We start from the raw sequence: 18,020 nt of genomic DNA on the forward strand, positions 1-18,020 counted from the left end.
TCCCATGAAGCCATTCTCCCGACGCAACCGTCACCCCACTGAGCGACGTACCGAAAGCGCCGGCGTCACTGCCGGGCGACGTACCGAACGCGGCAGCGTCACCGCCGAGCTCGCCCTGCTCTTCCCCGTCCTGATGGCCACGATCGTCGCCGGCGTCTGGGCCGTCGGCCTGGTCATCACCAACATCCGCTGCATCGACGCCGCCCGCGACGTGGCCCGAGTCGTAGCCCGAGGAGAAACCGAAGAAGCAGCTCAGACCATCGGCCGCAGAGCAGCCCCCAAGGACGCCTCCATCGACATCGTCACCACCAACGGCGAGGTCCAGGTAACAGTCGAAGCCACCCGGCGCCTCGACTGGCCCCTCTTCACCGCTCTGCCCGCCGTCCCCCTGAAGGCCCAAGCCACCCTCCAATCCGAACCAGGAGAGCAATGACCAGACCCCGCACCGACCAAGGCGGCGCCACCCTCCTCGTCCTCTGGACAGCCATGCTCCTCTTCGCCGCCGGCACCATCGCCACCTTCTGGTCGGCGATCTCCCTAGCCACCCACCGAGCCACAGCCGCCGCAGACCTCACCGCCCTCAGCACCGCCCAAGCTCTCCAGTCCGGCTCACCCGACCCCTGCGCCGCAGCCCGCGACATCGCCACCACCAACCAGGCAACCCTGACCACCTGCACCCTCACCCCAGACACAGCCACCATCAAGGTCGCCATCCACCTCAACCTCGGCGTCCTGGGCACCCCCACCCTCACCACCACCTCCCGAGCAGGTCCCACCACCACTCCCACCCAGGGAGCAAACTGACCAGGTGACCACCCCCGACTCCGGCAGTCCCGACCCCAACACTCCCGTCTTCCAAGCCCCGGTCTTCGATTCCCCAGAACCGCAGCAGACCGCGCCCTCACCCAGCCCCGAGTCCCCACCCAACACTGAGCCCTCACCCAGCCGCGAGTCCCCACCCAACGCCGAGCCCTCACCCAGCGCCCAGCCCCTCGGGTCTCGCCCTCTTCTCGTAGTCGACGCCGCCAACGTCATCGGCTCCCGCCCGGACGGTTGGTGGAAAGACCGAGCCGGCGCAGCCCGCCGCCTCCTCACCAACCTCGCCACCTACCAGCAAGGCCCGGGCGCCCACACCGACATCACCGTCATCCTCGAAGGAGCAGCCCGCCCCGCCGCAGACGCCATCCCCAACGACCACCCACTCCAGGTCGTCCTGGCCCCCCACTCAGGCGACGACACCATCGTCGACGTAGTCACCGAAGCCACCACCCAGAACCCCACCCGCGAGATCACCGTAGTAACCGCCGACCGAGGCCTAAGAGCCCGAGTAGAACCCCTAGGAGCCCAGACAACCGGCCCCAACTGGCTCCACACCCGCCTCGGATCCCGATAGCTGTGTGGTCCCGCCTGTAAGTACTCTCAGCGCCACATGACGAACGCAAAACAGAAATCAGCCGAGGCGGGAAAGGGTTACAAGTACGCGTTGACCTCGGACGAGGACGAAAACGACTTCTGGGGTTTCGCTCGAGAAGCCGAGGGCGTGTTCGCACCGCTGGACGGCGGTGGAGCACGTCGAGTACACCTGACGGCCTGCTCGCCGCAAGGCGGACTGCTGAAGAGCCTGAACCACCTCGGCTCCCGTCGCGCACGGGCAGGCGACGCATGGCTCGGATTACTGGCCTCCGACGGCGCCGAGATGGGCTCGTACTTCGTCAACCACGTCACCGTCCTCGACGCCCAGCCCTCTGCCGCTGCCGATAGGCAGCTTGAGGATGGGCGGCCTGCAGACGGCGGTAGCGCTGTTGTCGACCTGACGCTGGACCTCTGGTGTGACGACGCCCTGCCAGGCTCTGACGCGATGTGGGAGCTGATCCGCACGGATCAACTGAACGGAACCGGCCTGTGGCACAACCTCTTGCCGCACGAGCGAAGAGCCTGGCTGTCTGTCGCCCTGTGGTCTCGGAGGTATCGCCGAGGGATGAAGACCGACGCTCCTGCGGGCAAGGTCGTCTCCCTGAACGGTCGGCACATCGTGGACGAGGACTCCTTCTACTGCGCGATCGGCGAAGCTGTCAACGGACCCGGCGGCTACTTCGGCTGGAACCTCGACGCCTTGGAAGACTGCCTCCACGGTGGCTGGGGTGCGACCAACCCGTTCACTGTGCAGTGGGAGTCGGCGGCCACGGCGCGGGCACGCTTGGTGCGGCGCATGCCTACTCGCGGTGGCGAGGCGACACTGTTCGACCTGATCCTGGAGATTTTCGAGGACCGAGGCATCGCCGTTGTTCTGCGTTGACCACTGCGCTGGCAGGCGTCGCCACCCATCAAGAACCGTACGAGCCGGAGGCGCCGTCATCAGCAGCGACCGGCGTACGGTGCGAGGTCTGCGGATCGGTGGAGGGTGGCGCGGAAATTCAGTCGTAGAGCCAGCCGTTTTGTTCGGCGATGGTGATGGCGTCGGCTCGGGTTCGGGCGCCGGTCTTGCCGATGGCGGACCAGAGGCGGGTGCGGACCACGCGTTCGGAGACGGCCAGTTTCTCGGCCATGGTGGCGACGGTTCCGCCTTCGCGGGCGGCGCGGAGGGTGGTGGTTTCGCCTTCGGTGAGGGGCGTTTGGGTGTAATGAAGGGTCTCGGCGGCGAGGTTGGCATCGACTACGCGGAGACCCAGGTGGACGCGGCGTACGGCGTCGGCCAGTTGCGGGGTGGGGCTGTTCTTGAGGGCGAAGCCTTTCGCGCCGGCTTCGAGGCCGCGGCGGAGGTGCCCGGGGCGACCGTACGTCGTGAGCATGACGACTCGGCACTCGGGCATCGAGGTGCGGAGCTGCGTGGTGACGGTGATGCTGGCGTGACCAGAACCCGCGGTGTCGAGCAGGGCGATGTTCGCGCGATGCCGTTTGGCGGCCGCGACGACGTCGTCGGAGCGCTTCAGTTCGGCGACGATCTCCAGGTCGCGTTCGCGTTCCAGACCGCTTCTGAGGACGCCTCGGCTGAGGATCTGGTCGTCGACCAGCAGCAGCCGGATGCGGTCGGGCAAACGAGCCTCCGGGGTTCCGTCCGGGCGCCGGGGAAGTGCGTCCGGGAGGATGAGCAGGACTTCGGTTGAGATCATGGATCCGGGCGCCGGACGGCGTCCAGATCAACGCGGTATCTCTACCAGATTGCGACCAGATCGCTACCGACCCACCCCGTCGCTTCGCTGAAGCCGGCCTGTGCATGGTGCTTCTTCCGGCGCAGGGTGGCGAGAGAAGGACTCTACGAGAAGCCGGGTGGTGCGGCGGGACGACGGCGCACGCGGGTCGGCCGGATCGCCCGACCAATGCCAAGGCGAACATGGCACAGCTCTCGTCCTGCGGGGAGACGTGGGCTGAGGTGCATGGCGATGCGGCCGGACTCCGTTGGTGTGGGCTCAGGTCGCGGCGGCCGAGTTCTGTGCAGGAGTGCCGAATACCTTGCGGTTTCGGTGCTGGGGATGTCGAGGGCCGGGTGCGGGTTGCCCGGCGCAGTTCCCAGGGGTGCGTGGTCACAGGATGAGGCGGGTGGGGTTGTGTGGGGGCGGGTGGCGTTGCTGGGTGGTCAGTGGGAGATGGAGAGGAACTCGCCGGTGTGGGTGGTGAGGACGTGGCCGCCTGGTTGGGTGGCGGGGAGGGTTTCGGTTGCGGTGCGGACTGGGCGGCGGGTGCCGTCGGGGGAGATGAGGACGGTGTTGGGGGCGTCGAGGATGACGAACTCGTTGGTGTTGCGGAGGACTACCGGGGCGTTGTAGTCGGCGGAGACGGTGGTGCGGCCGGCGGCCAGGGCTTCCAGGACTGCGGGGACCAGTTCGTCGGGGGACTCGGCGTTGGCGTCTACGGCGATCCAGGTGGTGGGGGTGCCGGGTGGTGAGAGCGACGAGGGGTTGTGCCAGTCGCTGCCGCCGATGGGAGTGGTGTTGAGGCTCCAGGACTCCCACCAGGCGATGGGGCCGCCCCACCGGCGGTCCAGCCAGGAGGAGTGCCAGATCTCGGCCAGGGGTGGGTGGTCGGCGCCCAGGGGCTGGCGCCAGGAGCAGTCGCCGCCCAGGGGGTGGTTGATGGAGAGCAGGCCGCCGCGGCGGGCGACCTCGGGGACCCACTCGGCGGCTGGGCGGCGGAAGTCGATGACGCCGATGTTGCCGAAGGCATTGGCGTGGCCGGACTCGGTGGTGACCTCTTGGCCGGGGATCAGGCCGATGCCGAAGCGGCGGCCTACCGACGGGAGCTCCAGGTGGTGTGCCTCGGTGTTGTGGTCGGTGCAGGCCAGGACGTCGAGGCCGGCGGCGACGCCTAGGGCGGCGAGGTTCGCGATGGGGGTGGAGCCGTCGGAGTGCAGCGAGTGGGCATGGAAGTCGCCGGCGACCCAGCGGAGGCCGTCGGCGGCGGGGAGGATGCGGCGGGGCGGGCGAGCCGGTAAGGCGACGGCGGCGGTTGCTTCGGCGTACTCGGCAAGGCCCGGTACGACGGAGACCGGGCCGGTGACGGCCTCGACGATAAGTTCGGCGCCTTCGACCGGGAGGCGGTGGAGGCCGAGGACTACCCACCAAGTGCCTGGTTCGAGTTCGCCGGCCAGGTAACCGGGGGTGGCGGCGTCCGGGGTGATGGCGAAGGTCCGGCGGGCGCCGCCCGACCAGCCGCGCCAGCCGCCGGCGCCTTCGCAGCCGATGTCGATGACGACACCGTCGAGCGCGGGGACGGTCAGCGTGACCAGCAGACCTTCACACCCGGGCGGGACGTCGACCGGCAACGAGTGCCAGACCGACTCCGCCCGGTCGTCGAGAGTCCAACGACGCTTGTACGACGTGACAGCCATCAAGCCCCCACCGAGCCGCCCGAGCTGAGCGTCATCGGGGGTCCACCGAGTTGGCCGGGGTTGGCTGGCGGGCCAGTAGCTCACCCGAGTCGCGGTCGTACAGCAGGACTCGTTGGGCGGGGGCTGTCAGAACGACCGGCGCGCCTGGGGCGGGTTCGTCCTCCTCGGGGACCGTGACGCCGATGAGGGTGCCGCCGCAGTCGACGGAGATCAGCGATGAGGTGCCCAGGTTCTCGGCGACCACGACCGTGCCCTGGATGGACGGGCCGGTGACGGATCCGGTCGACAGGGTCAGGTACTCCGGGCGGATGCCTACCGTGACCTTCGCGCCGGCCGGGACCGAGCCGGTTGCTGCGGGCAACTGTCCGCCGGCGACCTCGACGACACCGTACGACGGACCGTCCGCGGAAGCGGAAGCGGGAACGGACGCAGAGGCACCGGCGCCAGCACCAACACCGCCACCGACCTCGCCCTCCAGCAGGTTCATCGGGGTGGAGCCGATGAAGTTCGCCACGAAGGTGTTCGCCGGTCGGGCGAAGACCTCGCGCGGGGAGCCGAGCTGGACCAGTTTGCCGGTCTGCATGACCGCGATCCTGTCGGCCAGGGCGAGTGCCTCGGCCTGGTCGTGGGTGACGAAGACCGTGGTGATGCCGAGGTCTCGCTGGAGCTTCTTGAGGAACGTGCGGGCTTCCAGCCGGAGACGGGCGTCGAGGTTGGACAGCGGTTCGTCCAGCAGCAGCACCTTGCCCTCCGACGCGATCGCGCGCGCCAGGGCGACCCGTTGCTGCTGGCCACCGGAGAGCTGCCCGGGCCGGCGCTCCAAAAGGCCCTGCAGCGACAGCTCACCCCCCGTGCGCTCGGCCGTCGCAGCGCGCGTGGCCGCGGCGACCCGCCGGACCTTCAACGGGTAGGTGATGTTCTCCGACACGGTCATGTGCGGGAAGAGCGCGTAGTCCTGGAAGACCATCGCGACCCCCCGCTTGCCCGGCTCCAGCCGGGTCACGTCGGCGCCGTCGATCCGGACCCTGCCCTCGGAGGCGTTCTCCAGGCCGGCGATGGTGCGCAGCAGCGTCGTCTTGCCGCACCCGGACGGGCCGAGCAGCGCGAAGAACTCGCCGTCGGCCACGCTCAGGTCCAGTCCGTCCACGGCGCGGACGCCGTTCGGGTAGACCGTCGCCAGGCCTTCGATGTCGATACCGGCCATCAGCTCTTGATTCCTCCATGGAAGCGGAACCCGTAGCGCGAGTTCACCAACAGATACAGCACGACGACCGGGATCGAGAACAGCAGCGAGAACACCGGAAGGACCTGCAGGTTGACGCTGCCGCCCTCGTCGGTGAAGGTCTGCATCAGCACCGGGCCGGGTTGCAGCTCGATCGACCGGATCAGCAGGAAGGGCACCAGGAAGTTGCCCCACGAGTTCACGAACGCCCAGACCAGGATGGTCGCCAGCCCCGGCCGCGCCACCGGCAGCACGACGTCGCGCAGGATCTGCAGCGGTGAGGCGCCGAACACCCGCGCGGATTCCTCGTACGACTTCGGTACGGCGTCGACGAAGTCCTTCAGGATGAAGATTGCCGCCGGCAACAGCCCGCCGGTCATCACCAGCGCGACGCCGAACCGGGAGTCGATCAGTCCGAGCTGGAACATCATCACGAAGATCGGCACCATCGCCGCCGTGCCGGTGACGACCGACGACAGCAGCAGAAGCCCGTACAGCAGGGCGTCCCGGCCCGGGATCCGGACCCGCGACAGCGCGTACGACGCCAGCGCCGCGAACGCGGTCACGGCGACAGCGGTCGTCACGCAGATCACCAGCGAGTTGACCATCGAGTGCAGCGCGTACGGGTGCTCGAACGTCTTGCGGACGTTGTCCAGCGTCCAGTCCGGCCAGCGCACGCCGAGTCCGGGCGAGGCGTCGAACGGGGCGGACGCGATCCACAGCATCGGGACCGCGAAGAACAAGGTGATCGCGCAGATCAGCACGTAGAAACCGATCCGCCGTACGACGTACGCGGGGTTCACCTGCGACTCCTCAGCAGGACGACGGGGTTCACGAGCGCCTCCTCAGCAGCCGCAGGTAGAGCAGCGCGACCAGCAGGTTCGCGAGCAGCAGCAGGAACGAGATCGCCGACGAGTAGCCGAGCTCGCCGCCCTGCAGCGCGACGTTGTAGATGTAGACCGGCACGGTCTCGGACTCGTGGTTCGGGCCGCCCTTGGTGAGCAGGAACGGCGAGAAGTCGTTCGCGGTCCACAGCGAGATCAGCAGCGTGTTGGTCAGCACGTGGCCCCGGATGTGCGGAAACACGACGTCGCGCAGCGTCTGCCATCCCGATGCCCCGACCATCCGGGCCGACTCCAGCTGCGACGGCGGGACGGCCTGCAGTGCGGACGAGTAGAGCATCATCGAGAACGCCGTACCGCGCCAGGTGTTGAACAGCACCAGGCAGACCATCGGGTACTCGATCAGCCAGGCCGTGCCCTGCTCGCCGAGGATGCTGTTCAGCGTCCCGGTGTCGCGGTCGAAGAACGCGATCCACAGGTAGGCGACCACGGTCGACGGCAGGATCCAGGCCAGCAGCACCAGGCCTTCGACCGTACGACGAACCGCCGGCCGCGCCTTCCGCATCGTCCACGCCAGCGCGAAGCCGAGGATGTTCTGGCCGATGATCGCCGAGCCGAGCACGAACAGCAGCGTCAGCCACAACGCGTTGTGGAACAGGGCGTCGTTGAGCGCCTTGGTGTAGTTGTCGAGCCCGACGATCGACGGCGACACCGCTTCGACTCCGGTGAGCCGGTAGTTGGTGATGCCGATGTAGATCGTCCAGACCGCGGGGAAGACCAGGAACGCGCCGATCAGCAGCAGCGCCGGCGCGACGAAGCCGAGCGCCCGCCCGATGCCGAGCCCCGCGACGTCCTGCGCCGGCCCGCGGACCCGCGCCGGGCGTCCCGGCGCGGGTTCGGTGGTGGCCGCCATCAGTTGCTGGTGACCTTGTCCTTGCCGCCGGCGGCGGACTCGACGGCGGTCTGGTACGCCTTGGCCGCGTCGGCGGGCGACTTACCGCTGATCACGTCAGCGGTCGCCTGCTGCAGCGCGGCGGAGATCTTCGGGTACTCCGCCAGGCCCGGCCGGTACTGGGTGATCGGCAGCACCTTGGTGGCGACGAAGTTCAGCATCGGGTCACCGGCGAGCACCTTGGTGTTGACGTCGGTGCGCTGGGTGATCTTCGCGGCGCCGTCCAGCCCGGCCTCGACCATCTCGGCGGAGTTCATGAACTGCAGCAGCTCCCAGGCCTGCTGGGGGAACTTCGTGTTCGGGTTGATCGCGACCACGCCACCGCCGGACATCGAGACGAAGTCCTGGCCCTTGACGCCGGCGCCGGGCTTGGCGGCCGGGATCAGCGCGTACCCGACGGCGGCGTCGCGGTCGGCCATCTTGGCGACGCCCGCCTTCGGCTCCACCACGCTGCGCCAGAAGTAGTCGCCCTCGAGCAGGATGCCGATCTTGTTCGCGGCGAACTCGGCGAACGACTTGTCCCGGCCCTTGGCCTCACGCTGCAGCACCGGGTCGCCCAGGCCGCCGCCGTAGATCTGCCGGTAGAAGTCGAGGACCTGGCGCACCGACGAGGTGTTGCCCAGCCACTTGCCGTCGGTGTTGATGCCCGCGCCGGTGCCCACCAGCAGCGGAAGTACGCCCTGCATCGAGGTGGCCTCGCCCATCGCGGTGCCGCCGTTGATCTGGATCGGGGTGACGCCGGGCAGCTGCTTCAGCTTCTGGCCGGCGGCGGCGATCTCGTCCCACGACTTCGGCTGCCAGTCGGCCGGCAGCCCGGCTTGGGCGAACAGCTTCTTGTTGAAGTAGAGCACCCGGCCGTCGGACCCGGCCGGTACGCCGTACCGCTTGCCCTCGAAGCTGCCGAGCTGCTGCACCGCGTCCGGGATCTGCTTCCAGCCGTCCCAGTCGTCGACCTTGGCGGCGTCGCCGACGGTGTCGGTCAGCGGCTTCACGTAGCCGGCCTGGGCGAACTCGCCGACCCAGATGCCGTCCATGTTCATCAGGTCGGGCCCGGCCTTGTTGGACAGGCCGAGCGCGAGCTTCTGCTTGTAGACCTCGTCGTCGGAGCCGTCGCCCTCGAACCGGACCGTGACGTCGACGCCCTTGGCCTTCTGCGCCTCGACGAACTTCGGGATCAGCACGTCGGTGGTGAAGGTCGCGCCGGCGCTGTTCTTGCCGCCCTTGACCGAGTTGGCGCCGATCACCAGCTCGACCTTGGTGGCGTCGGCGTTGCGGTTGGCGTCCTGGTCCTCGCTGCCGGAGTCCGACGACCCCAGACAGCCGGTCAGCAGCACCAGTGCGGCCATGCCGAGGGCGGCCGGTGGGATCACGCGCGAGATGGGTCGCATCAGGGGACTCCTAGCAGGGGGAGAGGTACGCCGGAACACTTTTACACCCGCAGGTGACTTTGTGAAGACTTTTACCTGGTTGCCTACGGCTACTGGGTGTCGCCATCCCAGGTCAGGCGCGATCTCGTCAAATCCGGTACCACCGGGACGCATTGCGGAACAGTTAAAGCTCGCTCGCGGTTCCGTCTCAAAGGGTAGCTACCTAGATACATTCCGTGATTGGCGGAGGTAGCGTCAGCAGCGATCGGATCACTCAACGGAGGTGAAGGACATGCTCGGCAGTCTCTTGTACGACCTTCTCGGTGGCGGACACCACCACCACTGGCACCACTGGCACAACTGGCACAACTGCTGGTGACGCGGCGCCGGCGATCTTCGGACCTCCGCTGACGCGCAAGCAGCGGAACACTCCGGGCTCGCCGGCCCCAACCTCCAGGTGAATCCCCTCGAGCGGAAAGGAAAGGGCGGCCCCGACATCGTCGGGGCCGCCCTCCTCGTGGTGGCTGAGGAACTCCTAGCCGGTTACTTCTGTGCCAGCTGCATCATCTGCTTCGGCATCACCGACATCTCGGCCGGTACTGGAGTCTGGGCCCGAACCAGGGTCAGCAGGCTGCCCGCCGCGGCCGCGATCGGCAGCGGCAGGGCCAGGCCCAGGGACGACAGCAGTGCGTTCACGAGCAGCAGGACCGCACCGAGAACATCGAGACCGGGCAACGGCAGGGCCTTCCAGCCCTGGTTCGCAGCGCCCACAGCGGCCGACGTGCCGGTCGGCTGAGCCTGCTTCGCCTTGCCCTGTCCCATCAGCGAGCTGAGTGCCAGTCCACTCGCCGCGTTGACGAACGACCCGGTCGTCTCGTCGTAGTTCCACTTCTGCCCGTCGCCGTCACGGCAGGGCAGCACCAGCACCGGTGCGTTCTTGGGCACGGTGACCAGGTCGGCCCCCGTGTCCAGGCACGCGCCGCTCTTGGCAAGGGCGCCACCGACGCTCTTGCTCATCGCGACCTGCAGCTGGTTCTTGCCGGTGTAGACCCATTCCTGGGTCTTGCCCTCCTTGCCCGGGGCACAGGCCATCATCACCGCCATCGGGACCTTCTCGGCGGCCACGAAGGTCAGGCAGTACCGGGTGTCGGCGCTGCTGGTGATCTGCTTCACCGCGCCGACCTCGACGATGCCCGGTGGGGCGGCCGACGGGGCCGGGGCTGCGGCGCGGGCCGGCAGTGCTGTGGCCAGCGCGACGCTGACGGCCAGGACCGCGACACCGGTGCGACTCAGAATGCTACGGACGATCAAGACAACCTCCAGAGGTCGTGCCATCTCGCGGCGTCAGGTCGTCGGGACCCCGAGGCGTGGAGCGGTCCGGTTCCGGGGAACCGCGGCAGCACCCCTTGCGCGTGGGGTGGTGCGGCAGGTCGGTCCCCCGTGAGGAGGCGGTGTGGCCCGGAAGGCCGGCAGTGACTCAACGCGACGTTGACGCCACGACCAGTAATGCACAGACCTCTGGAAGGTGGTTACGGCCGCAGGGCAGAACTTGATGCCATTGGCAACTAACTGCCAGCCGTAAGTCGTTGCGCAGGGCATCGAAATCCGGCTGCGTCACGGCCGAGCGGCGGTTGTGAATCCGCTGTGTCCTGTTCGAGACAGTACGGCGTTCCGCCAAAAGTCCTTCAGCTTCCGGGTCAGTGCGGCTGCCGGGTTTCGGGGCCGTCGGCAACGGTGTGCTGCTCCTCGGCGACCGGTGCGTCGGCCGGCACATCGACCGGTACGTCGGCCGCGTGCTTGCCGACCGGAGCGGTGTCGTCGGGCTGAACGGTCGTTGCCGGGTCAGGAGTCGCGGCGACCTGGTGGCGCAGTTCGCGGACCTCCTTGTGCCGGCGGTAGCCGCGGCTGAGTCCCTTCTTCGTCAACCACAGGCCGACGATCAGGACGGCGCCGGCGGCGGCACCGAGGAAGAAGACGGTGGCCACGACGACGCCGAAGTCGACGCCGAAGACCTCCATCGTGGTCGAGGCGCCGGACGAGACCGCGACGCCGAGTCCGAACAGGACGGCGACGACGATCAGGACGATTCCGAGAACGGCCATGGTTTGCTGCCTCTCTTCCAGCAGCACCTGCTGGAGCCTTCAGGCCTCACTGCGGAGTAGTGCGGTGAGCAGCGCCACGGCGCCGCCCTTGTCGAGTGGGTTGTTCCCGTTCCCACATTTCGGCGACTGTACGCACGACGGGCACCCGTCCGTGCACTCACAGTGTGCAATCGCCTCCCGTGTCGCGGTCAACCACTCGCGGGCAGCGGCGTACCCGTGCTCGGCGAACCCGGCGCCGCCCGGGTGGCCGTCGTACACGAAGACCGTCAGCCGACCGGTGTCGGCGTGCTTGGCCGTGGACACCCCGCCGATGTCCCAGCGGTCGCAGGTCGCGAACAGCGGGAGCAGTCCGATCGAGGCGTGCTCGGCCGCGTGCGCGGCCCCCGGTACGTCGGCCAGCCCGAGCGCGGCGACGTCCGAGTCCGGCATCGTCCACCAGACCGCCTTGGTCCGCAGCGTCCGCTCTGGGAGGTCGAGCGGTTGCTCGTCCAGCACGTCACCGGTGACGAGCTGCTTGCGCTGGAACGACACCACCTGGTTCGTCACCTGCACCCAGCCGCGGGACAGCTCGGCCGATCCCCACGTCTCGGTCGCCTCGGTGGCCAGGACGCTGATCTCGGTGACGTCCCGGGCGAACGTCGTGTAGTCCGGCGAGGCCTGCTCGACGATCGCCGCGTGGTTCTCCAGGTCGAGCGTGCGGACCAGGTACGACTCACCGGCGTGCACGTAGACCGCGCCCTCGTGCACCGACGCGTGCGCCGACCCACCGTCGACCGTGCCGAGCAGGCGGCCGGTCTGGTCCTCGACGATCTGGACGGTCTTGCCGCCGGCCGACCGGATGTCGATCGCGTCGACTGCCCGCTCCCGCCGGGTCCAGAACCAGCCGTGCGGCCGCTCGCGCAGCAGGCCCTGCCGAACGAGCTGGGCGATCACCGTCGGCGTTGTGGAGCCGAAGACCTCGTAGTCCGCCTCGGTCAGCGGCACCTCCTGCGCCGCGGCGCACAGCTGCGGGCCGAGCACGTACGGGTTCTCCGGGTTGAACACAGTGGCCTCGACCGGCCGCCCGAAGATCGCCTGCGGATGCCGGACTAGATAGGTATCCAGCGGATCGTCCCGCGCGACCAGCAACGCCAGCGCGTCTCCACCGGCGCGGCCGGCCCGGCCTGCTTGCTGCCAGAGCGATGCGCGAGTGCCAGGCCACCCAGACAGCAGTACGGCGTCCAGCCCGGCGATGTCGATGCCCAGCTCGAGTGCGTTGGTCGCGGCGACGCCGGTGAGCTCTCCGCTCTGCAGCATGCGCTCCAACCGTCGCCGTTCTTCCGGCAGGTAGCCCGCCCGGTACGCCGAGACCTGCTCGGCCAGCGCCGGGTCGACCTCGGCCAGGTTGTCCCGGGCCGTCATCGCGACCTGCTCGGCGCCGCGCCGCGAGCGGACGAAGGCGACCGTCCGGACCCCCGAGATCACCAGGTCGGTCAGCAGCTCCGCGACCTCGGCCGGGGCGGACCGTCGTACCGGTGCTCCGTGCTCTCCACGCAGCGAGGTCAGCGGCGGCTCCCACAGGCCGAAGGAGATGCCGCCGCGCGGAGAGCCGTCGTCGAGCACCTCGACCATCGGCAGGCCGGTCAGCCGTTCGCCGGACACTGCCGGCTCGGCAACAGTCGCCGAAGCGCAGATGAAGATCGGGTGTGCGCCGTACTGCGCGCAGATCCGGCGCAGCCGACGCAGCACGCCGGCGACGTGTGCGCCGAAGACGCCGCGGTAGTGGTGGCACTCGTCGACCACGACGTACTGCAGACACCCGAGGAAGCGGGCCCAGCGCTGGTGGTTCGGCAGCAACGACCGGTGCAGCATGTCCGGATTGCTCAGCACGTACGTCGCGTGGTCGCGAGCCCAGTCGCGCTCGGTCCGCTCGGAGTCGCCGTCCAGCGTCGTCGCGCGCAGGCCGTCCACCTTGTACTGCGTCAGGGCGCGCAGCTGGTCGTGCGCCAGGGCCTTCGTCGGCGACAGGTAGAGCACCGAGGCGGCCCGTCGGTGCGGCGACGCCGCGTGCGCGATGCTCAGCGTCGCGAACGAGGGCAGCAGGTACCCGAGAGACTTGCCGGACGCCGTACCGGTGGCGACGACGACGTGCTTCCCGCTGTACGCCGCTTCGGCGGTGGCGACCTGGTGGATCCACGGACTGGTGACGCCGGCATCGGCCAGCTGGCCGAGCACCTCGGGAGGGACCCAGCGCGGCCAGTCGGCCGTCCGGCTGGTTCTCGGCGGGACCGATTCCACGTGGGTCAGCCGGTCTGAGCGGTCTGGACCGGAGGTGAGGTTCTTCAGAATCAGTGCCGCCTCACCCATGGACCAGACCTTAGCTCGCCTGCTGCACGAGCGAACGCCTCCGGCGGATGCACGCACCTTTTCGCCCAGGTAGGTCGACGCGGCACGCACCGGGATGAAAGAGTTTTGCAAGCGGCCCTACTCACGGTCCGTACATGGTTGAATGCAACGGTTCACGGGATCGGAGGCCGAAGTGGATCTGTCGCTGACGACGCGTCCGGAGGGCGGGCGCACCGTCGTCGAGGTGGGTGGGGAGATCGACGTCTACACCGCGCCGAAACTGCGCGAGACGATCGTCTCGCTGGTCGACGCGGGGCAGTACGACCTCGTCGTAGATCTGGAAAGGGTGGAGTTCCTGGACTCCACCGGGCTCGGGGTGCTGGTCGGAGGGCTCAAACGGGTGCGGACCCACGACGGTTCGCTGTCGCTGGTCTGCACGCAGGAACGGCTGCTGAAGATCTTCCGGATCACCGGCCTGACCAAGGTGTTCGACATCCACCCGGACGTCGCTTCTGCGATCTGAAAAGGTGTCCCTGTCACTACGTTCGGTGGTGTGAGTCAGACCACCCCGCAGTCAGGTCTGGTTTGTGACCCGTTAGAGTGACCCACCGCGCCAGCAGTCCTGGCGTCTTTTTCGTATCATCCGACCCCTTCGGTTGCCCTGAGGGGTTGCCTACAAGGAGGACGGATGTCCGCGCAGCTTGCTGTACAAGCGGTGGAGCTGTCGTCGAGCAACACCATGTTGGTGGTCGTCGTCGGAGTGATCGCAGTACTTGCGGTCGTCATCGCGATGGTGTTCCGCAGCCAGGTGCTTGCCGCGAACGACGGCACCGAGAACATGAAGACGATCGCCCTGGCCGTACAGGAAGGCGCTTCCGCCTACCTGTCCCGGCAGTTCAGGACGTTGTCGATCTTCGCCGTGGTGGCGTTCCTGCTGCTGTTCCTGTTGCCTGTGCACAGTGACGGCGGCAACGACACCACGCTGAAGATCTTCCGGTCGGTCTTCTTCCTGGTCGGCGCGGGCTTCTCCGCGTTCATCGGTTACCTGGGCATGTGGCTCGCGACGCGCGCCAACGTGCGGGTCGCCGCGGCGGCCCGGTCGGAGGGACGCGAACCTGCCATGCGCGTCGCGTTCCGGACCGGTGGAACCGTCGGGATGGCGACCGTGGGCTTCGGCCTGTTCGGTGCCGCCCTGGTGGTGCTGCTCTTCAAGGGTGACGCCCCGACCGTGCTCGAAGGCTTCGGCTTCGGTGCCGCCATGCTCGCCATGTTCATGCGGGTCGGCGGCGGAATCTTCACCAAGGCCGCCGACGTCGGCGCCGACCTGGTCGGCAAGGTCGAGCAGAACATCCCCGAGGACGACCCCCGCAACGCGGCGACCATCGCCGACAACGTGGGCGACAACGTCGGTGACTGTGCCGGTATGGCCGCGGACCTGTTCGAGTCCTACGCCGTGATGCTGGTCGCCTCGCTGATCCTCGGCAAGGCTGCCTTCGGCGAGCAGGGCCTGGTCTTCCCGCTGATCGTGCCGGCCATCGGTGCCGTCACCGCGGTCATCGGTGTCTTCCTGACCAAGCCGCGGGCCGGCGAGAACGGCCTCAAGACCATCAACCGGGCGTTCTACATCTCCGCGGCGATCTCCGCGGTGCTGTGTGCGATCGCGGCGTTCGCCTACCTGCCGAGCGAGTTCGCCGACCTGACCGGCGCGACCGACAAGATCGCCGCCCAGAGCGGTGACCCCCGGGTCATCGCGACCGTCTCGGTGATCATCGGCATCGTGCTGGCCGCGGTCATCCTGGCGCTGACCGGCTACTTCACCGGCACCGAGGACAAGCCGGTCAAGGATGTCGGCAAGTCGTCGCTGACCGGCGCCGCGACCGTCATCCTGTCGGGCATCGCGGTCGGTTTCGAGTCGGCTGTCTACACCGCTCTGGTGATCGCCGCCGCTGTCTACGGCGCTTTCCTGGTCGGTGGCTCCGGTGTGCTCGCGCTGTTCGCGATCGCGCTGGCCGGCGGCGGTCTGCTCACCACCGTCGGCGTCATCGTCGCGATGGACACCTTCGGTCCGGTCTCCGACAACGCGCAGGGCATCGCCGAGATGTCCGGCGACGTGGACGGCGAAGCGGCCCAGATCCTGACCGAGCTGGACGCCGTCGGCAACACCACCAAGGCGATCACCAAGGGCATCGCGATCGCCACCGCCGTACTGGCGGCGACCGCGCTGTTCGGGTCCTACACGGACTCGATCTACGCGGTGCTGAACGACGCCGGCGACGCCGCGTTCAACACCGACGCGCTGGTGTTCGACCCGTCCACGCTGGTCGGCCTGATCATCGGTGCGGCCGTCGTCTTCATGTTCTCCGGACTGCTGGTCAACGCCGTCGGCCGCGCCGCCGGTGCGGTCGTCTACGAGGTCCGTCGCCAGTTCCGCGACATCCCCGGGATCATGGAAGGCACCGGCAAGCCGGAGTACGGCAAGGTCGTGGACATCTGCACCCGCGACTCGCTGCGTGAGCTGGCCACCCCTGGTCTGCTCGCGATCGCGGCGCCGATCGCCGTCGGGTTCGGGCTGGGCGCCTCGGCGCTGGCCGGTTACCTGGCCGGCGCGATCGCGTCCGGCACGCTGATGGCGGTGTTCCTGGCCAACTCCGGTGGCGCCTGGGACAACGCGAAGAAGCTGGTCGAGGACGGCAACCACGGCGGCAAGGGTTCGCCGGCGCACGAGGCCACCATCATCGGTGACACCGTGGGCGACCCGTTCAAGGACACCGCCGGTCCGGCCATCAACCCGCTGATCAAGGTGATGAACCTGGTCTCCGTGCTGATCGCACCGGCCGTCGTCGGGATGTCCAGCATCGGCGAGGACACCAACACCCCGCTGCGGATCGGTATCGCGGTGGTGGCCCTGGCCGTCATCGTGGCCGCCGTGATCGTGTCCAAGCGGCGCGAGTCGGTCATCTCCGACACCCCGGCGGAAGCCAGCATCGCCGCCTGATCCACCCGCACCACCACCACGGCCCGCCGGAGTTCTCCGGCGGGCCGTGGTGCTTGGGGGCGTCTGCAGTTTCCCCCTTGTTGCCCGTAAGGGCACTTGAAGTTTCGGAGTACGCCGCCAAGTGGCAGTCACTACCGGTCTTTCGTCTCCGGCGCGTCGACTTTCGGCTGATGCCCTCCGACCCCGCCGTACGGGATGCTCGGGGGGAAGCTCAGGGACACACCCGATGGCTGCCGGCCCGGTAGGACGCAAGACTCCAACCGCAGGTGGACACACCGGATCCGTCCCGGGTCCGATGCGACCGGGGGGTCACCCCTAGATACTGGGGTTGACTGCCCGCCCTGACATCCGGCGCGCTACCGAACGAGGAGTACGGCGATGATCGAGGCACACAGCCTCACCAAGCGATACGGCGCAACCGTTGCCGTTGACAACCTGTCCTTCGAGGTGAAACCCGGCAAGGTGACCGGCTTCCTCGGCCCGAACGGGGCCGGTAAGTCCACCACCATGCGGATGATCCTCGGTCTCGACACCCCGACCTCCGGCGACGTCCGGATCGACGGCAAACGCTACCGGGACCTGCGTCAGCCGCTGACCGAGATCGGCGCGCTGCTGGACGCGAAGTGGGTGCACCCCAACCGGTCCGCCCGCGCCCACCTGTCCTGGATGGCCGCGTCCAACAAGCTGCCCAAGTCGAGCGTCGACAAGGTGCTCGACATGGTCGGCCTCACCGAGGTCGCCACCAAGCGTGCCGGGGCGTACTCGCTCGGCATGTCGCAGCGGCTCGGCATCGCCGGCGCCCTGCTCGGCGACCCGCGGATCCTGCTCTTCGACGAGCCGGTCAACGGCCTCGACCCCGAGGGCATCGTCTGGATCCGGACCTTCATGCAGCGGCTCGCCTCGGAAGGCCGCACGGTGCTGGTCTCCAGCCACCTGCTGTCGGAGATGGCGCTGACCGCCGAGGAGCTGATCGTGATCGGCCGCGGCCGGCTGATCGCGCAGAGCTCGACGGCCGAGTTCGTCGACCGCGCCAGCGGCAGCACGATCAAGGTCCGCAGCCCGCAGCTCGAGCAGTTCGACCAGGTGCTCCAGCAGAACCAGCTGAAGACCCGGATCGAGGCGCCCGAGGGCAACGTCAAGGTCCTGTACGTCGACGGCGACGTGACCACCGACCAGATCGGTGACCTGGCCGGATCGCAGGGCATCGTCCTGCACGAACTGACCCAGCAGCGTGGCTCGCTGGAGCAGGCGTTCATGGAGCTGACCGGCGACTCGGTCCAGTACCACGCGCAGGACGGCGCCGAGGCCGTTCCGGGGGCCGCCCCCGTACTCGGCGTACCGCCGGTCTCCGGTGTCGAGACGATCTCCGGGCCGAGAGAGGACAACTGAC

At 68.5% G+C, this 18,020-nt stretch carries 16 protein-coding genes; 7 read left to right on the forward strand and 9 right to left on the reverse strand.

Annotated elements, in window-relative coordinates; translation table 11 throughout:
• Positions 1-4 precede the first annotated feature (4 nt).
• The 4 genes from ACLQ2O_RS37430 to ACLQ2O_RS37445 are packed head-to-tail and all read left to right on the forward strand — an operon-like array spanning position 5 to position 2,296.
• Positions 5-433, forward strand: coding sequence for a TadE family type IV pilus minor pilin (locus tag ACLQ2O_RS37430; protein WP_425841952.1), 429 nt, complete (start codon positions 5-7; stop codon positions 431-433).
• Positions 430-804, forward strand: a complete 375-nt coding sequence (locus ACLQ2O_RS37435; RefSeq protein ID WP_425841955.1) for an Rv3654c family TadE-like protein — start codon at positions 430-432, stop codon at positions 802-804. Before ACLQ2O_RS37430 ends, ACLQ2O_RS37435 begins: the two co-directional genes overlap by 4 nt.
• A 4-nt stretch (positions 805-808) precedes the next feature.
• Positions 809-1,393, forward strand: coding sequence for a hypothetical protein (locus ACLQ2O_RS37440; protein WP_425841957.1), 585 nt, complete (start codon positions 809-811; stop codon positions 1,391-1,393).
• A gap of 36 nt (positions 1,394-1,429) precedes the next feature.
• Positions 1,430-2,296, forward strand: coding sequence for a barstar family protein (locus ACLQ2O_RS37445; protein ID WP_425841959.1), 867 nt, complete (start codon positions 1,430-1,432; stop codon positions 2,294-2,296).
• 118 nt (positions 2,297-2,414) lie between these two features.
• On the opposite strand, the gene ACLQ2O_RS37450 is transcribed toward ACLQ2O_RS37445, so the two are convergent.
• The 9 genes from ACLQ2O_RS37450 to ACLQ2O_RS37490 form a co-directional block, all read right to left on the reverse strand.
• Entirely contained in the window at positions 2,415-3,110 is a 696-nt protein-coding gene (locus ACLQ2O_RS37450) for a response regulator (protein WP_425841962.1), read from the reverse strand.
• A 464-nt stretch (positions 3,111-3,574) separates the two neighbouring features.
• Complete coding sequence (locus tag ACLQ2O_RS37455; RefSeq protein WP_425841965.1) at positions 3,575-4,825, reverse strand: CehA/McbA family metallohydrolase; 1,251 nt, start codon at positions 4,823-4,825, stop codon at positions 3,575-3,577.
• Between the two features lie 31 nt (positions 4,826-4,856).
• Positions 4,857-6,029: an ABC transporter ATP-binding protein gene (locus tag ACLQ2O_RS37460; RefSeq protein ID WP_425841968.1), complete on the reverse strand. Its 1,173-nt coding sequence runs from the start codon at positions 6,027-6,029 to the stop codon at positions 4,857-4,859.
• Positions 6,029-6,850, reverse strand: a complete 822-nt coding sequence (locus ACLQ2O_RS37465) for a carbohydrate ABC transporter permease (RefSeq protein WP_425841970.1) — start codon at positions 6,848-6,850, stop codon at positions 6,029-6,031. The genes ACLQ2O_RS37460 and ACLQ2O_RS37465 overlap by 1 nt, the downstream gene beginning before the upstream one ends.
• Positions 6,851-6,878: 28 nt before the next feature.
• Positions 6,879-7,802 (reverse strand): carbohydrate ABC transporter permease, encoded by a 924-nt coding sequence (locus ACLQ2O_RS37470; protein WP_425841972.1) that lies wholly within the window; start codon positions 7,800-7,802, stop codon positions 6,879-6,881.
• Complete coding sequence (locus tag ACLQ2O_RS37475) at positions 7,802-9,229, reverse strand: extracellular solute-binding protein (protein ID WP_425841975.1); 1,428 nt, start codon at positions 9,227-9,229, stop codon at positions 7,802-7,804. Before ACLQ2O_RS37475 ends, ACLQ2O_RS37470 begins: the two co-directional genes overlap by 1 nt.
• Positions 9,230-9,751: 522 nt before the next feature.
• Positions 9,752-10,519, reverse strand: a complete 768-nt coding sequence (locus tag ACLQ2O_RS37480) for a ricin-type beta-trefoil lectin domain protein (protein ID WP_425841978.1) — start codon at positions 10,517-10,519, stop codon at positions 9,752-9,754.
• Between the two features lie 386 nt (positions 10,520-10,905).
• Positions 10,906-11,310 (reverse strand): hypothetical protein, encoded by a 405-nt coding sequence (locus ACLQ2O_RS37485; RefSeq protein WP_425841980.1) that lies wholly within the window; start codon positions 11,308-11,310, stop codon positions 10,906-10,908.
• A gap of 39 nt (positions 11,311-11,349) precedes the next feature.
• Positions 11,350-13,656 carry a DEAD/DEAH box helicase gene (locus ACLQ2O_RS37490; protein WP_425841983.1) on the reverse strand — a complete coding sequence of 769 codons (2,307 nt, stop codon included), beginning with the start codon at positions 13,654-13,656 and terminating at the stop codon, positions 11,350-11,352.
• Between the two features lie 172 nt (positions 13,657-13,828).
• On the opposite strand from ACLQ2O_RS37490, the gene ACLQ2O_RS37495 reads away from it, so the two are divergent.
• The 3 genes from ACLQ2O_RS37495 to ACLQ2O_RS37505 all read left to right on the forward strand — a co-directional run bounded on the left by ACLQ2O_RS37495 (position 13,829) and on the right by ACLQ2O_RS37505 (position 18,019).
• Positions 13,829-14,158 carry an STAS domain-containing protein gene (locus ACLQ2O_RS37495; protein ID WP_425841986.1) on the forward strand — a complete coding sequence of 110 codons (330 nt, stop codon included), beginning with the start codon at positions 13,829-13,831 and terminating at the stop codon, positions 14,156-14,158.
• Between the two features lie 165 nt (positions 14,159-14,323).
• On the forward strand, positions 14,324-16,630 hold the full coding sequence (locus tag ACLQ2O_RS37500) for a sodium-translocating pyrophosphatase (protein WP_425841988.1): 2,307 nt from the start codon (positions 14,324-14,326) through the stop codon (positions 16,628-16,630).
• Positions 16,631-17,008: 378 nt separating this feature from the next.
• A complete protein-coding gene (locus tag ACLQ2O_RS37505) occupies positions 17,009-18,019 on the forward strand; it encodes an ABC transporter ATP-binding protein (protein WP_425841990.1) in 1,011 nt (336 codons plus the stop codon).
• Position 18,020: the final 1 nt, after the last annotated feature.

The organism is Kribbella sp. DT2 (assembly GCF_049844575.1).
In the GTDB taxonomy this organism is placed as follows: Bacteria; Actinomycetota; Actinomycetes; order Propionibacteriales; family Kribbellaceae; genus Kribbella.

Bases quoted from the DNA above. Each gene is read 5' to 3' on its own strand.
- ACLQ2O_RS37430 (WP_425841952.1), top strand. From the start codon at position 5: ATGAAGCCATTCTCCCGACGCAACCGTCACCCCACTGAGCGACGTACC.
- ACLQ2O_RS37435 (WP_425841955.1), top strand. From the start codon at position 430: ATGACCAGACCCCGCACCGACCAAGGCGGCGCCACCCTCCTCGTCCTC.
- ACLQ2O_RS37445 (WP_425841959.1), top strand. From the start codon at position 1,430: ATGACGAACGCAAAACAGAAATCAGCCGAGGCGGGAAAGGGTTACAAG.
- ACLQ2O_RS37450 (WP_425841962.1), bottom strand. From the start codon at position 3,110: ATGATCTCAACCGAAGTCCTGCTCATCCTCCCGGACGCACTTCCCCGG.
- ACLQ2O_RS37455 (WP_425841965.1), bottom strand. From the start codon at position 4,825: ATGGCTGTCACGTCGTACAAGCGTCGTTGGACTCTCGACGACCGGGCG.
- ACLQ2O_RS37460 (WP_425841968.1), bottom strand. From the start codon at position 6,029: ATGGCCGGTATCGACATCGAAGGCCTGGCGACGGTCTACCCGAACGGC.
- ACLQ2O_RS37470 (WP_425841972.1), bottom strand. From the start codon at position 7,802: ATGGCGGCCACCACCGAACCCGCGCCGGGACGCCCGGCGCGGGTCCGC.
- ACLQ2O_RS37475 (WP_425841975.1), bottom strand. From the start codon at position 9,229: ATGCGACCCATCTCGCGCGTGATCCCACCGGCCGCCCTCGGCATGGCC.
- ACLQ2O_RS37485 (WP_425841980.1), bottom strand. From the start codon at position 11,310: ATGGCCGTTCTCGGAATCGTCCTGATCGTCGTCGCCGTCCTGTTCGGA.
- ACLQ2O_RS37490 (WP_425841983.1), bottom strand. From the start codon at position 13,656: ATGGGTGAGGCGGCACTGATTCTGAAGAACCTCACCTCCGGTCCAGAC.
- ACLQ2O_RS37500 (WP_425841988.1), top strand. From the start codon at position 14,324: ATGTCCGCGCAGCTTGCTGTACAAGCGGTGGAGCTGTCGTCGAGCAAC.
- ACLQ2O_RS37505 (WP_425841990.1), top strand. From the start codon at position 17,009: ATGATCGAGGCACACAGCCTCACCAAGCGATACGGCGCAACCGTTGCC.